Raw genomic sequence first — 13769 nt, 5'->3', positions numbered from 1 at the left:
TCGACGATGATGGCGCCGGTGAGCAGCGCGCCGAGGTTGATCCCGACCAGCGTGACGACCGGCAGGAGGGAGTTCGGAAGGATGTGCCGGATGGTGAGAGCGGACCCGGAAAGACCTCGTGTCAGCGCCGCCTCGATGAAGAGCTGTCCCGAGGGCTCTGTCAGAGCAACCATCTTGAGCGGGGCAGGGGGCGCGCCTAGCCTCGCCGCATGACCCAGCGCAGCCCGTTCCGGTACTTCAAGACGTCGCCGGAGATCATCCGCCTGGCGGTGATGCTCTACATCCGCTACCCGCTCTCGCTGCGGAACGTTGAGGACCTGCTGCACGAACGGGGGATCGAGGTCAGCCACGAGACGGTGCGCTATTGGTGGAACCGGTTCGGTCCGATGTTCGCCGCCGAGATCCGCAGGCGAAGGGTCGGCGCGATGCGCAGCAGCCGCTGGAGGTGGCACCTCGACGAGGTATTCGTGAAGATCAACGGCAAGACGCACTACCTCTGGCGAGCGGTCGACCAGGAGGGAGAAGTGCTGGAGAGCTACGTCACCAAGACGCGGGACAAGCCTGCTGCATTGAGCTTCCTGCGCAAGCTCGTCAAGCGACACCGGCCGCCGGAGGAGATCGTGACTGACCGGTTGCGGACCTACGGCGCAGCCATGAAAGAGCTCCGTCCCTCCCGGCACCAGACCGAGGGACGGTGGATCAACAACCGGGCTGAGAACTCTCACCAGCCGTTCCGACGACGGGAGCGGGCGATGCTTCGCTTCCGGCAGATGCGATGTCTGCAGAAGTTCGCCTCGATCCACGCCTCCGTCCACAACCACTTCAACCTCGAGCGCGGTCTCTCCAGCCGGTCCGTCTACAAGCTGAACCGCGACGCCGCTCTGGCCGAGTGGCGTGATCTCTGCGCGGGGTAAGAGCACCGCCTCCCTCGGCAACTGAGACTGGTTCGCATTTGTCTGACAGCACCCTCCTGTCCATCGCCGAGGAGCTGCGCAGCTACCGCGTCGTCATCGCCGTGGCCGGCATGGAGGGCGCGCTCTTCAGCGTCGTCGCCGGCCTGGTGCCCGGCCTCGTCGTCGCCGTGCCCACCTCCGTCGGCTACGGCGTGTCGGCGGGCGGGCAGGCGGCGCTGTCTTCGGCGCTCGCGACCTGCGCGCCGGGCGTCGTCACGGTGAACATCGACAACGGCTTCGGCGCGGCCTGCGCGGCGGCCAAGATGGTGCGGCGGTAGCGTCGTCGTCCCGCGCGGGCGCAGCTCTTTGGCCTCGCGCAGATTTTGACACCGGTCGTCGTCGCCGTGCTCTACTGGCTGCCGGTCCGCAGCCCCGGTAGCGTGCAGGTCGGGCCGCAGCTGGCCGTCAAAGGCGCGCGCCTGGCTCTGTCGATTCCTCAGCCCGGCCCCGCCTCCGGATGGACGGCCGCGTAACCGCGCCAGATGTCGGGGCCGGAGCGCCAGTAGGGGCGGGGATAGTCCGGCCGGGCGCCGAGGCTCTGCAAGGCGTGGCGCGGCCAGCGGGGATCGTCGAGCGCGGCGCGGCCGATCGCGACCATGTCGGCGCGTCCCTCGGCGAGGATGTCCTCGGCCTGCCGGCCGGTCAGGATCATCCCCACCGCCATCGTCGGCAGGCCGGAGCGGCGACGCACCTCCTCGGCAAGGCCGACCTGGTAGCCGGGCACGGTGGGCGGGATCTGCTGGTGCCGGGAATTGCCGCCGGCGGAAACGCAGACATAGTCCAGCCCCGCCTCCCGCAGCGCAACCGCCAGCGTGCCTGCCTCGTCCGGCGTGATCCCGCCCTCGGCATGGTCTGTGCCGTTGATCCGCATCCCCATCGTCACGCCCTCGGGCAGCGCCGCCCGCACCGCATCGGCCACCATCAGCGGCAGGCGCATCCGGTTCTCCAGCGAGCCGCCGAAGCGGTCAGTGCGGCGGTTGGCCAGCGGCGACAGGAAGGCGCTGAGGAGGTAGCCGTGGGCGCCGTGCAGCTCGATCAGCGTCATGCCGGCGCGGGTGGCGCGGCGGGCGGCGGCGGCGAAGGCCTCGACGATCCGCGCGATCCCCTCCTCGTCCAGCGGGCGCGGCGAAGGCCAGTCCTCCTGCGGTGCGATGTCCGAGGGGCCGACGGTCGGCCAGCCCAGCTCCGGCGGCGCGGGCCGGCCGCTGTCGAACCCCTCGGCCGGGGCCTTGCGGCCGGCATGGCCCAGCTGGATCCCCAGCGGCGTGTCGCTGTAGGCGCGGATGCCCGCGATGAGCCGCGTCAGCGCCGCCTCCTGCGCGTCGCTCCACAGGCCGGGGCAGTGGGGGCTGATCCGCCCCTCCGGCAACACCCCTGTCGCCTCGGCGATCACCAGGCCGGCGCCCGAGATCGCCATCGAGCCGAGATGCATCGAGTGCCAGGGCTGCACGACACCGTCCACGGCGCTGTACTGGCACATCGGCGAGATCGCGATCCGGTTCGGCAGCGTCAGGCCGCCCAGGGTGATGGGGGTGTCGAGGTGCATGGAAGGGTCCTTTTGGCTCAGCCCGCGGCGGCGTGACGGCCCACGATGTAGCCGAAGGTCAGGGCCGGCCCCAGCGTGATCCCCGCGCCGGGATAGGCGCCGGCCATGATCGAGTTCATGTCATTGCCGCAGGCATAGAGGCCCGGGATCGCCGAGCCGTCCTCGCGCAGCACGCGGCCAGACGGATCAGTGTCCAGGCCCATCGTGGTGCCGATGTCGCCGGGCTGGATCTCGATCGCGACGAAGGGCGCGCGCGTCAGCGGTGCGAGGCAGGGGTTGGGGCCCACCTCGGGGTCGCCGAGATAGGTCTGGTAGGCGGTGGAGCCCTTGCCGAAGGCCGCGTCGGTGCCCGTCTCCGCAAAGCCGTTGACCTCGGCCACCGTCGCCTCCAGCGCATCCGCCGGCACGCCGATGGCGTCGGCCAGCGCGACGGGGCTGTCGCCGGTCTTGAGGTAGCCCGACCGGACGTGCTGCCGCCACGGGGCGGGGAAGGGGCGGACGGGTCCGAGGCCGTAGCGGCGCAGGGCGCGGCAGTCGCAGATCAGCCAGGCGCGGGTGGTCCCGGTCTCGATCATCGCCGAGACGAAATCGTGGTAGGAGACCGCCTCGTTCACGAAGCGCCGCCCGTCGGGACCGACGGCGATCACGCCGGGCTTGGCGCGGTCGAGGAAGAGGTGCGGGAAGGGGCGGGGGCCGTCCTTGCCGGGCAGCATCGACACCGGCGCCCAGAAGGCGGCGTGGCTGTTCGTGGTCACGAAATGGGCGCCGATGGCCTGCGCCGCCGTGATGGCGCCGCCGGTGCCCGCGGCCGGAGACATCGAGGCGTGCGGCGCCCCGGCCGCGACGTGCGGCATCACCTGCGCGCGCAGCTGCGCGTTCTGCGGGAAGCCTCCAGTGGCGAGGACAACGCCCCGGCGGGCGGCGACGCGGCGGCCATCGGCCAGGGTGACGGCGGCGACGCGGTCGCCCAACATCTCCAGCCGCTCCAGCGTGGCGCCGGTGACGACGGGGATGCCGCGGTCGAGCACCGACTTGAACAGCCGCCCCGCTACGGCCTGACCGAGGACCAGCCGCGTGCCGCGCCGGTGCCGCAGCCGGTCGCGCCCGTGCCGCGCCAGCAGGCGCGCGGCGTGAAGGGCGGAGGACGGCTTGCGCGTCATCTTCATGAAATGGCCGATGTCGAAGCGGTTCAGCATCATGCCGCCGAAGATCGTGAACTCGCCGATCGGCGGCTTCAGGCGGTCGAAGTCGTCTCCCAGCGTGCGCCCGTCGAAGGTCAGCGCGTCCAGAACGCGGCCCCCCATCGCCGCGCCGGGGCGGTCGGGGTGGTAGTCGGGCGAATAGGCGCGATGCTCGAACTGCAGCGCGGCATGGGCCTCCATGAAGGTCACCATCTCGGGCCCGGCCTTCAGGAACGCGCGGACGAGGTCCGGCTTCATCCGGTTGCCCGCCTCGCCGGCGATGTAGGTAAAGGCCGCCTCGCGGTCGTCCTCCATTCCGGCCGCGCGCATCTTCGGGTTGTCCGGGATCCAGATCGCCCCGCCCGAGACGGCGGTGGAGCCGCCGACGGTCGCGTCCTTCTCGAGGATCACGACGTCGAGCCCGCCCTCCGCCGCGGTCAGCGCCGCGGCCATGCCGGCCGCGCCCGATCCGACGACGACGAGGTCGTAGCTGTCCTTCAGGGCGGTCACAGGTCGTCCTCCGGCCGGGGATAGCGGCCCATGGCCCAGCCGCCGTCGACGCGCAGCACCTCGCCGCTCACGAAGGCGGCCTCGTCCGAGGCGAGGAAGGCGATCGCGCGGGCGACTTCGTCGGGCTGGCCGACGCGGCGGAGCGGCGATTGCCGGACGAAGATCTCTTGGCGCCAGGCCTCGGTGCGGATCCGCTCGGCCGTCAGCGGCGTCTCGATCAGGCCGGGGGCGACGGCGTTCACGCGGATCCCCTCGGGGCCGTAGTCGGTGGCCATCTGGCGCGTCAGCGCAGCGACGGCGCCCTTGGAGGCGGAGTAGCCGGCGCTTCTGGTGGCGCCGATTTCGGCGAAGATCGAGGCGAGGTTGACGATGCTGCCGCTTCGGGCAGGGCGCATCCGCTCCAGCGCGAGGCGGCTGACGCGGTGCAGGGCGACCACGTTGACGGCGAGATACAGTTCCAGCTCGGCCGCGTCGGTGGCGTCCGCGCGTCCGCCGCCGCCGATGCCGGCGTTGTTCACGAGGATCGACAGCGACGCGCCGAGACCGTCGAGGGCGGCGCCGAGGTCGGCCTCCAGCGCGTCCGAGGTCAGGTCGACACTGACGGTGCGAAGGTCCGCCTCGCCGGCCAGCCGCTCCAGCCCCGCAGCGTCCCGGTCGGCGGCGAGGACCGTCGCGCCGCGCTCGGCCAGCAGCAGCGCCGTGGCGCGGCCGATGCCCGAGGCGGCGCCGGTGACGAGCGCGCCGCGCCCGGCGAGGGGCAGGGCGCTCATATCCCGAGGCTCCCGCCCAGCGAGCGGCCGCCGTCGACCAGGAGGACCTGCCCGGTGATGAACCGTGCCTCGGGCGCGCCGAGGAAGGCGACGGCCGCGGCGATGTCTTCGGGCGTGCCGAGGGTGCCGCCCGGCTGCATCGCGCGCAGCGCGCCGAGGTCGGTGTCCGAGCGGGCACGCAGCATGTCGGTCTCGATCACGCCGGGTGCCACGGCGTTCACGGTGATGCCGCGCGGCGCCAGCTCCAGCGCGAGCGAGCGGGTGAAGCCGGCGACGGCGGCCTTGGAGGTGGCGTAGTGGATGTATTGCTTTGCGCCCAGCATGGCGCGGCTGGCGATGTTCACGATCGACCCGCCCGGCGCCATCCGCGGCGCGGCGAGGCGGCACAGGCGGACCATGGCGACGAGGTTCACCTCATACATCCTGCGGAAATCGTCATCGGTCAGGGCGTCGAACGGCTTCACGTCGAAGATGCCGGCATTGTTGACCAGCCGCCCGATCGGCCCCGCCGCCTCGACCAGCGCGGCCACCGCCGCCTCGTCGGTGATGTCGACGGCATGGGCGCGGGCCCGTCCGCCCTCGGCCGCGATCCCGGCGGCGGCCTCCTCGGCGCGCGCACCGTCGAGGTCGGCGATCACGACGTCGGCGCCCTGCCGGGCGAGGTGGTGGGCGATGGCGCGGCCGATGCCGGCGCCGCCGCCGGTGACGATGGCGGTGCGGTCGTCTGTCATGAGGCTATCCGTGGGGAAAAGGGGGGGAGGGGCGTCGGCCGCCCCTCCCGTCGGCTCACATGCCGAAGGTCGCAAGGTCGAGCTGGCCGAAGATGTCGCTGCGGATCAGCTCGGCCACCGCCTCGGGGTCGGTGCGGTCGATGCCGGCGAGCTTCTCCTTCCAGGCGTCCTGCGCCGCGAGGAAGGCGTCGATCAGCTCAGAGGGGTCGGCCACGCCACGGGTGTCGACGGAGGCCTGCGGCAGGCCCTCGACGAAGTCGGTCTGGAACGTGTCCAGCGCTGAGACGAGGTCGGCTTCGGGCTCGATGATCTCGAGTCCGCGCTCGCGCGAGCCTTCGAGGGCGGCCTCGACGTCGGCGGCGTAGGTGACCTGCGTCCGCGCGATCCCCAGCGCCATGTGGTCGAGGAGCGTGCCGCGCTGCTCTTCCGACAGACCTTGCCAGAAGGCGGGGTTCAGCACGTAGGTCGCGCCGATCACCACGCCCATCGGCAGGGTGGTCACGGTCTGCGCGACCTCCCAGAACTTGTTGCCCTTGTCGAGGTTGGTCGGGTCGGTGAGCGTGCAGTCGAGCGAGCCGCGGCTGAGACCGGAATAGACGTCGCCGATCGGCACCGACACCGGCACGCCGCCCAGGCTCTCGACCCAGTCGGTCTGCGCGCCGCCGGCGGTGCGGATCTTGAGGCCCTGCGCGTCGGCGGCGCTGCGCACCGCGCCCATGCAGACGAAGTTGTAGACCGGCGTTGCGTAGCCGCCGACGAAGATGCCGCCGTTGTCGCGCCATTCCTGCCGGACGGACTCGTTGGTCAGGCCGACCTCGGTGTAGGCCAGCGCCGCGGCCATCGCGTCGTCCGAGGTGAAGACGAGGTCGTTCAGCACGTTGTTCACCGGCAGCTCGGACGGGCTGTAGCCGGGATAGACCACGCCCAGCACCGCGACTCCGTCGCGGATGCCCTGCATGGTCGAGGCGGCGGGGACCAGCGACTCCGACGAGTAGACCTCGAAGGCGATGTCGCCGTCCGTATCGGCGGCGATGTCCTCGGCGAAGCGCTGGTAGGGCTGCTCGTTCAGGATGTGGACGGGGGCGAGCCAGTTGGTCGCGATGTAGGTGTCGGCCGTGGCGGCGACGGGCGCGAGCCCGGTCAGCGCGGCGGCGGTCATGGCAAGTCTCTTCAAGGTCTTCCTCCCTCTGGATGGTTCGCCGGTCGTCCGGCGTCTCTGCGATCCGCTCATCCCGACAGTCCCGGCAGCCACAGCGTGAGGGCCGGGAACGCGACGAGGAGCGCGATGGTGAAGGCGTCGGCGAGGATGAACCACGACACGCCTCTGAAGATGGTGCCGAGCGGCATCTCGGGGCCGAGGCTCGAGCGGATGACGTAGACGTTCATGCCCACCGGCGGGGTGATCAGGCCGGTCTCCAGCAGCTTCACCGCCAGCACGCCGAACCAGATCAGGTTGACGTCCATCTGGCCGAGCAGCGGGGCGAGGACCGGCACCGTCAGCAGGATGATCGAGATGCTTTCCAGGAAGCAGCCGAGCACGAGGTAGAGCAGGCAGATCAGGATGATCACCCACATCGTGTCGAGGCCGGACAGCTGCCCCGTCACCCAGACCGGCAGCGTCGACAGCGCGATGAAGCGAGCGAACAAGGCCGCGGCGACCACGATGATGAAGATCGACGCGGTGCCGACCGCGGTGTCGATCAGCGCCGAGCGGACCATGGCGACGGAGAGCGTCCCCCGGACGAGCGCGATCAGGAAGGCGAGGAACGCGCCCACCGCGCCCGCCTCGGTGGCGGTGAAAATGCCCGTGAAGATGCCGCCGAGGACGCCCGCGATCAGCACCGGCAGCGGCCACGTCTCGCGCACCATCGCCAGCTTCTCGCGCGCGGTGTAGCGCTCGTGAAGGCGCGGGGCGAGGGTCGGGTTCAGGGTGCAGCGCGCGGCGATCATCGCAGCGAAGACCAGGCCTGACAGGACACCGGGGACGACTGCCGCCAGGAACAGCGTGCTGATCGAGACGTCCATCATCAGCCCGTAGATTATGAGCAGGACCGACGGCGGGATCAGCGAACCGAGCGTGCCCGCCGCCGCGACCGATCCGGACGCGAGCGAGGGGGCGTAGCCCGCCTTCAGCATCTCGGGGATGGCGATGCGGCTGAAGGCCGCCGCCGTGGCCACGCTCGACCCGCTGGCCGAGGCGAAGAGCCCGCTCGACGCGACGCTGGCGATGGCGAGGCCGCCTGGGATGCGGTTCAGGAACACCCGCGCGGCGCGGAACAGGCCTTGCGTGAGGCCCGCGCCGGAGGCGACGTAGCCCATCAGCAGGAACATCGGCACGGCCGAGAGATTCCAGTCGCCGATCATCTCGTAGGGGATCGCCTTGGCGATGCCGATGGCGGGCATCTGGCCCATCATCATCCAGATGCCGCCGAACGAGACGAGGCCCATCGCCACCCCGATCGGCACCCGGATTCCGATCAGGACCAGCGTGACGACGAGGCCGAGCAGTCCGATGTCGAGACGGTCCATCGCGGGCTCCTCAGACCGGGTCCGCGGGGGCATGCGGCGTCAGCACGTCCCGGCCCGCGATCGCCATCAGGCAGCGCAGCACCGCGATCGCCGCGGCGAGCGCGAGCCCGAAGGGCAGAAGGAACTTCGTCGGCCAGATCACGACCCGCCAGGTGCCCTCGACCACCTCGCCGATGCGCCACGCATGCATCGCCGGCTGCCAGGACAGCCAGCCGAGCCCGCCGTAGAAGGCTGCCGTCAGCGCGAAGGCGACGATCAGCAGCCCGCGGCGGAAGCGGGGCGGGACGCGGTCATAGAACAGCTCGACCACGATGGAGCCGTCGCGCAGCTCCACCCAGGCCAGCGGCAGGAAGACCGCGGTCACCATGTAATAGCTGGCGACGATCTCGGCGGTGCCCGGGATCGGCTGGTTCAGCAGGTATTTGCCCGCCACGTCCGCGACCACGTGCAGCATCATGCACAGAAGCGCGAACGCCGCGATCGCTGCCAGCAGGTGGCTGAGGAGATGCGCGAGCCGCAGCATCATTGCATCCTGTAGCCGCCGTTCACGTCGATGACGGCGCCGGTGAGGTAGGCGGAATCCGGCCCCATCAGGAAGGCGACGGCGCCAGCCACGTCCTGCGGCGTGCCGATCCGGCCGAGCGGGATGGCGCGCGCCACCTCGGCATCCGCGGCCGGGTCCAGCGACAGGCGCAGCATCGGCGCGTCGATCAGCCCAGGCGCCACCGCGTTCACCGCGACGCCGATCGGCGCCGCCTCGCGCGCGGCGGCCTTGATGAGGCCGAGGACTGCGCTCTTGCTCGCGATGTAGGCCGAGGAGGAGCGGTATCCGCCGAGCTGCGCCGCGACCGAGGAGAAGCCGACGAAGCGCGCCCCCTCCATGGGCCGCGCGGTGCGGCGGCGCAGGAAGGCGCGGACCTGGAGGAAGGTGCCGGTCGAGTTCACCGTCTGGGTGCGGGACCATTCGTCGAGCGTGGTCTCGGTGATCGGCCGGCGCTGGCCGGCTTCGTCGAGGATCAGGATGCCCGCCGCTGCGATGACGCCGGCGACCGGCCCGTCCGCCTCGACGGCGTCGAAGAAGCCCTCGACCGCGGTCTCGTCCGCCACGTCGAGGGCGCGGCCCTCGTGGCCGTCGCCGGGCAGGCCGGACGCGAGGGCGGCTGCGGCGTCGCCCGACAGGTCGGCGGCGACGATCCTGTGGCCGTCCCGGGCGAGCCGGTCGCAGACCGCCCGTCCGATGCCACCTGTCGCTCCCGTCACGACCAGCGTCCGACGCTCCATCGACCCCTCCTCCACTGTGAGTCGGGAGCAAGTTGGATAAATTATGGTGCCTCTGTCAATCGATTATCGGCAAAAAATGCTATTCTGGATCCAAAAACATTCGGCGTGGGCTTGCGCCACGCCCGTCGTGGATCCAATCTGCCCTCGAGGAGAGCCGCGATGGACGAGACGAACGGCACCTACGCCGACATGGCGCTGGCGGGCATCCGCGAGATGATCCTGTCCGGCCGGCTGCGCCCCGGGCAGCGGGTTCACCAGGATCACCTGTCCGAGAAGCTGGGCCTGTCGCGGACCCCGCTGCGGACCGCGCTCGCCACGCTCGCCAAGGACGGGCTGCTGACCTACGAGGCGAACCGCGGCTACCGCGTGCGCCAGTTCTCGATCGACACGATCCGCAACGTGTTCGAGATCCGGGCCGTGCTCGAGGCGCAGGCCTGCACCGCCGCCGCCCGCGCCGGCCTGTCGGCCGAGGTGCTCGACCGGCTGGACGCGCTGGTCGCCACCGGCGACGCCATCCTGTCGGTGGGCCGGCTGGACCCCGACGCGCTGCCCGCCTACCGGCAGATGAACGTCGAGTTTCACGACAGCATCATCGCCGCCGCCCGGAATCCGTGGCTGAAGGAGTTCGTCGCCCGCACCCACAACGTGCCCATGGTCTCGGACCGGGTGATCCTGTGGGACCGGTTCGAAATCATCCATCGCTCGCACGACGACCACCGCCGCATCGCCGCCGCGCTCCGCGCGGGGCAGGGCGAGCGGGCGGCGGCGCTGATGCACGAGCACGTCACCTATGCCGGCGACCTGCTCGTCGCCCGGCTCGAGGGCGACCCCGACGCCGCCTACCGGCACATGGTCCCCGACTGACGACCTTGCCGCCCCCGACCCGAACGCAAAGGACACCCACACGATGACGCTCCGCCTGTTCCATTCCCCGGCTTCGCCCTTCGTCCGCAAGGTGCTTGTCTGCGCCCACGAGAAGGGGGTGGCGGACCGGGTCGAGCTGCTGCCGTCTAGGGCCTGGCCGGTGAAGCGCGACCCCGAGATCGTCCGCGAGAACCCGACCGGCAAGGTGCCGACCGCGCTCCTTCAGGACGGCACGCCGCTTTACGACAGCCGGGTGATCTGCGCCTGGGTGGACCAGATGGAGGGCACGCCGTCGCTGCTGCCGGAGGGGACCAGCGACCGCTTCGCCGCGATGACCCTCGAAGCATTGGCCGACGGCCTGCTCGATGCGGCGCTGCTCGCCCGCTACGAGGCCGTGCTGCGGCCGGAGGAGTTCTACTGGGCGCTCTGGCACGACAGCCAGATGGAGAAGGTCGACAGCGCTCTCGACGACCTCGAGGCCCGCTGGACCGACCGCCTTGACGGCCCGGTCACGGTAGGCACCGTCGCGGTCGCCTGCGCCCTCGGCTACCTCGACTTCCGTTTCGGGGACAAGGACTGGCGCGGTGGCCATCCGTCCCTGGGCGCCTGGTATTCCGGGTTCGCGGAGCGGGAGTCGATGCGCCGGACCCGACCGGAGTGACGGCAGGACGGGTCGGCACCGGGCGGCGGGCCTCCCGTCCGGATCAGGGCGTCTCACGAGGGTCGCCCGCGCCTGCCTATAACAGGGATCTACTTTCTGCTCAGGCCCGAGAGTCGACAGGTTTGGACGCAGGACGGCATTGTCAGAAGAAACCGCTGTGGTATGAACTATCCCGGTCTGCCGGCGGGTCTCCAGGTGCTAGTCTTGGCTCTGAGCCAAGCTACCTTGATCTTTTGCCCGGTCGCAAGACAGACAGGGCAATGGAGGTCGGGCCCAGCTGATTGCTCTGACAGTGCCCCAGCGGTCATGCGAAGCGCACCGAAAGGCCGAAGACATGACCACCCCGCAAGGATCGTCACGCCGCCAAATCAGCACTTCCAGTCAGGGGCCATCCAGACATGACAGTGCCAACCGGAGTCATGGTCGGTCCAACTGTGCTTTGCTCCCGAAGCATCTCTCGCGCATGCGGTCGCAGTAGGCCTGGATGGCGGGCAGGCTCTTGGCGTGATCTGCCACGGGTGTGTTCATGGGCCAGAAGACCATGGGCGCAAGCAGGCCGAAGACGGCCGTGTCCGCTGTGGTGGGGCGATCGGCCACAAGGAACGGCCGGTCCCCGAGAAAGGCGGCCAGAGCATCGAGGTCCGCACGCCCCTTGGCCGCGATTACCTCCGGGCTGTGCCGGGCGATCCCGCGGGCGTGGAGCTGCTTGCGGAACTGCCGCCAGATCATGGCGAAGAGCAGGGGAGCCACCGGCTTCGGCGCCACTCGGCCGAAGAACTCGCGCATGTAGGCGGCTCCCGCCGAGTGGAGCAGCAGCTCCCATTCCAGCACCTGGTGGTAATGCTCCTCGAAGGTGCGGCGCCAGGCGAACCCCAAGGCGCGCTGCTCCGGGGTGAGGCCCTCGTCCAGGTCTGCGCCGTGGCGCCGACTCAACTCCTCAACGATGAGTTCGCTGTCCCCCATCGGCTTGCCGTCAAGCTCGACCCAGGGGCTCTTGCCCTTGGGGCCCTTGCTCGAGTTGTTCTCCACCACCTGCTCGTAGGGGATGCCAGCCAGCTCGAGCCAGGCCAAGAGTTTTAGGGCGAAGGGGCCGTTGGTGGGCAGCCCCCAGTCGGGGCTGAAGGTGAAGACGCGAAGGGTAGAGGGCGAGCTTTGATCCGACATCTCCTGCTCCAAGACGGTTGGCTGCAATGCGCTGAGTACTGCGGTGACTTGCACTCCAGCCTACCACATCACTCCGGTGGTGGGCCCAAGATCTCGACGCCGAACTCGGCCGCGACCGCCACCACCTCGTCCAGATCGTCCTCGCCCAGTCCTCGCTCGGCCACCTCTTGGAAGAAGCGCTCCAGCCCCGCAGGCGTGACGACGGTGAGAAGGCGACCCGTGGTGGAGCCTACATTCTGGAAGGTGTGCGCCTGGTCGCGCGGCAGCAGCGCCACGCCGCCCGGTCCGATGTCGAACACCTCCTCGCCCCGCCAGATGCGGAAGGTGCCCTCGATGACATAGGACACCTCGTCCTCGCGCGAGTGGCGGTGCCAGGGACCAGCCACGCCAGGGGGCACGATCTCCTCGATGACGGAGGCGTCCAAGGACGAACCCGACGCATCACGCCGGATGATGATCGTTTCGCCGAATACCTCGAGCGTCTGGTCGCCTAGCGCGCTGGGGACAGTTCTTGTCAGTTCCATCATGCTGCTGCTCCCTTCCTCTCAGGCGGGGAAGGACAGGCCGTGCATCGCGCAGAGCCTCTCGATGCTGTCATAGTCCACCTCGATGCCGTATTTGGCGTCCATGGCCGCCGCTGCCTCACCTGCCATAGCCTCAGGGTTTGCCGCCATCTCCCTGAACATCGTCTCGAAGCCTCCAGGCGTGATGATCTCGAGGAGGCGGCACTCCTCGTCGCCCGGGTTCCAGAAGGTGTGCCACTCGCCACGCGGCTTGCTGACGAAGTCACCGGGTTCAGCCTCCACAACCGTGTCCCCCAGCTGTGCGCCCATCCGTCCCCTGATCACCAGGCTGTACTCGTCCTCGCGCGAGTGACGATGAAGCGGTGCCGCAAGGGTCCGAGGAGGTACCCAGTGCTCGACCACGGCCACCCGCGCGTCCGTTGCTATAGCCTCCAGTAGGAAGCGCGCGCCAAAGCTGCCCAGATCAACCGCCTCGCCGTCTGCGGGGCCGATTACCGGATCTGCCGTCATGCCCATCATGCCGTCCTCCTTTATCTGAGCAGCTACGTTGGGTCGCGGTCCCATCCTGCTCGTGTGTCGTGGGCTGTCGCAATAGCTTTCAGGAAGCGTCCTTCGGCTGCGACTGCGCGAGCCACGACAGTTTTTTTGAGCGCGTCTTATCCAGTGCCTCCTTGAGGATCTCGACCTCGAGCGTCTTGCGACCGAGCCGGCCTTTCCAGCTCCCGGATGCGCTCTTCCATCTGGCGGACGGCCCGATTGCTCGTCACGTTGCTCCGCTCCCCAGCGCTGGACCGCCGGAAGCTGGATTTTTCCGGCCGTCTCACGATGACGGGCTGGTCGCGCCATCGGGAAAATGCATCGCGATCGGGACGTTGTATCCGATCGCGCTGTGGGGTCGGTCCTCGTTGTAGTGCCTACGCCAATCCTCGAGCTTTTCGCGGGCGTCGGCAAGGCTCATGAACCAGTGGGCGTTCAGGCACTCCGCCCGGAGCTTCGAATTGAACGCCTCGATGAACCCGTTGTCGGTCGGCTTGCCGGGGCGCGAGAAGTCCAGC

The 13769-nt window shown here is 69.8% G+C and carries 17 protein-coding genes and 1 pseudogene; 4 read left to right on the top strand and 14 right to left on the bottom strand.

Features of this window, described 5'->3' with window-relative positions; genetic code table 11:
* Positions 1-173: ABC transporter permease subunit (locus tag A37W_RS24655; RefSeq protein ID WP_157236494.1), on the bottom strand; the 173-nt coding region annotated here is incomplete at its 3' end.
* A 36-nt stretch (positions 174-209) separates the two neighbouring features.
* On the opposite strand from A37W_RS24655, the gene A37W_RS0114490 reads away from it, so the two are divergent.
* Together A37W_RS0114490 and A37W_RS22070 are read left to right on the top strand one after the other, a co-directional pair.
* Entirely contained in the window at positions 210-914 is a 705-nt protein-coding gene (locus A37W_RS0114490) for an IS6 family transposase (protein ID WP_018303761.1), read from the top strand.
* 38 nt (positions 915-952) lie between these two features.
* The gene (locus A37W_RS22070) at positions 953-1231 is read left to right on the top strand and encodes an AIR carboxylase family protein (RefSeq protein ID WP_018303760.1); all 279 of its coding nucleotides are present in this window, start codon (positions 953-955) and stop codon (positions 1229-1231) included.
* Between the two features lie 158 nt (positions 1232-1389).
* Here the strand turns inward: A37W_RS22070 and A37W_RS0114480 are convergent, their stop codons facing one another.
* The 8 genes from A37W_RS0114480 to A37W_RS0114445 are packed head-to-tail and all read right to left on the bottom strand — an operon-like array spanning position 1390 to position 9501.
* Entirely contained in the window at positions 1390-2499 is a 1110-nt protein-coding gene (locus A37W_RS0114480) for an NADH:flavin oxidoreductase/NADH oxidase (protein WP_018303759.1), read from the bottom strand.
* A gap of 17 nt (positions 2500-2516) precedes the next feature.
* Complete coding sequence (locus A37W_RS0114475) at positions 2517-4190, bottom strand: FAD-dependent oxidoreductase (RefSeq protein ID WP_018303758.1); 1674 nt, start codon at positions 4188-4190, stop codon at positions 2517-2519.
* A complete protein-coding gene (locus tag A37W_RS0114470; RefSeq protein ID WP_018303757.1) occupies positions 4187-4960 on the bottom strand; it encodes an SDR family NAD(P)-dependent oxidoreductase in 774 nt (257 codons plus the stop codon). Before A37W_RS0114470 ends, A37W_RS0114475 begins: the two co-directional genes overlap by 4 nt.
* Positions 4957-5691 (bottom strand): SDR family NAD(P)-dependent oxidoreductase, encoded by a 735-nt coding sequence (locus A37W_RS0114465; protein WP_018303756.1) that lies wholly within the window; start codon positions 5689-5691, stop codon positions 4957-4959. The genes A37W_RS0114470 and A37W_RS0114465 overlap by 4 nt, the downstream gene beginning before the upstream one ends.
* 55 nt (positions 5692-5746) lie before the next feature.
* On the bottom strand, positions 5747-6865 hold the full coding sequence (locus A37W_RS0114460; RefSeq protein WP_026198514.1) for a C4-dicarboxylate TRAP transporter substrate-binding protein: 1119 nt from the start codon (positions 6863-6865) through the stop codon (positions 5747-5749).
* Positions 6866-6918: 53 nt separating this feature from the next.
* The gene (locus tag A37W_RS0114455; RefSeq protein WP_018303754.1) at positions 6919-8220 is read right to left on the bottom strand and encodes a TRAP transporter large permease; all 1302 of its coding nucleotides are present in this window, start codon (positions 8218-8220) and stop codon (positions 6919-6921) included.
* Between the two features lie 10 nt (positions 8221-8230).
* Positions 8231-8743, bottom strand: a complete 513-nt coding sequence (locus A37W_RS22065) for a TRAP transporter small permease subunit (protein WP_018303753.1) — start codon at positions 8741-8743, stop codon at positions 8231-8233.
* Entirely contained in the window at positions 8743-9501 is a 759-nt protein-coding gene (locus tag A37W_RS0114445) for an SDR family NAD(P)-dependent oxidoreductase (RefSeq protein WP_018303752.1), read from the bottom strand. Before A37W_RS0114445 ends, A37W_RS22065 begins: the two co-directional genes overlap by 1 nt.
* Before the next feature lie 159 nt (positions 9502-9660).
* Here A37W_RS0114445 and A37W_RS0114440 point away from each other — a divergent pair, with 159 nt between their 5' ends.
* On the top strand, positions 9661-10365 hold the full coding sequence (locus A37W_RS0114440; protein ID WP_018303751.1) for a GntR family transcriptional regulator: 705 nt from the start codon (positions 9661-9663) through the stop codon (positions 10363-10365).
* A gap of 43 nt (positions 10366-10408) precedes the next feature.
* Entirely contained in the window at positions 10409-11026 is a 618-nt protein-coding gene (locus A37W_RS0114435) for a glutathione S-transferase (RefSeq protein ID WP_018303750.1), read from the top strand.
* Between the two features lie 417 nt (positions 11027-11443).
* On the opposite strand, the gene A37W_RS22060 is transcribed toward A37W_RS0114435, so the two are convergent.
* The 5 genes and pseudogenes from A37W_RS22060 to A37W_RS0114415 all read right to left on the bottom strand — a co-directional run.
* Positions 11444-12202 (bottom strand): glutathione S-transferase family protein, encoded by a 759-nt coding sequence (locus tag A37W_RS22060; RefSeq protein WP_211206648.1) that lies wholly within the window; start codon positions 12200-12202, stop codon positions 11444-11446.
* Positions 12203-12258: 56 nt separating this feature from the next.
* The gene (locus tag A37W_RS0114425; RefSeq protein WP_211206647.1) at positions 12259-12615 is read right to left on the bottom strand and encodes a cupin domain-containing protein; all 357 of its coding nucleotides are present in this window, start codon (positions 12613-12615) and stop codon (positions 12259-12261) included.
* Positions 12616-12735: 120 nt separating this feature from the next.
* On the bottom strand, positions 12736-13233 hold the full coding sequence (locus A37W_RS0114420) for a cupin domain-containing protein (RefSeq protein WP_018303747.1): 498 nt from the start codon (positions 13231-13233) through the stop codon (positions 12736-12738).
* Positions 13234-13301: 68 nt separating this feature from the next.
* Positions 13302-13487: pseudogene (locus tag A37W_RS23410) on the bottom strand (IS3 family transposase); the annotation flags it as partial.
* 47 nt (positions 13488-13534) lie between these two features.
* The coding region (locus A37W_RS0114415) for an integrase core domain-containing protein (RefSeq protein WP_018303746.1) at positions 13535-13769 on the bottom strand (235 nt) is incomplete at its 5' end.

It is taken from the genome of Wenxinia marina DSM 24838 (assembly GCF_000379485.1).
Taxonomy (GTDB): Bacteria; Pseudomonadota; Alphaproteobacteria; order Rhodobacterales; family Rhodobacteraceae; genus Wenxinia; species Wenxinia marina.
Note: the sequence above shows the minus strand (reverse complement) of the source record. Positions and strands in the feature narration are given on the sequence as shown.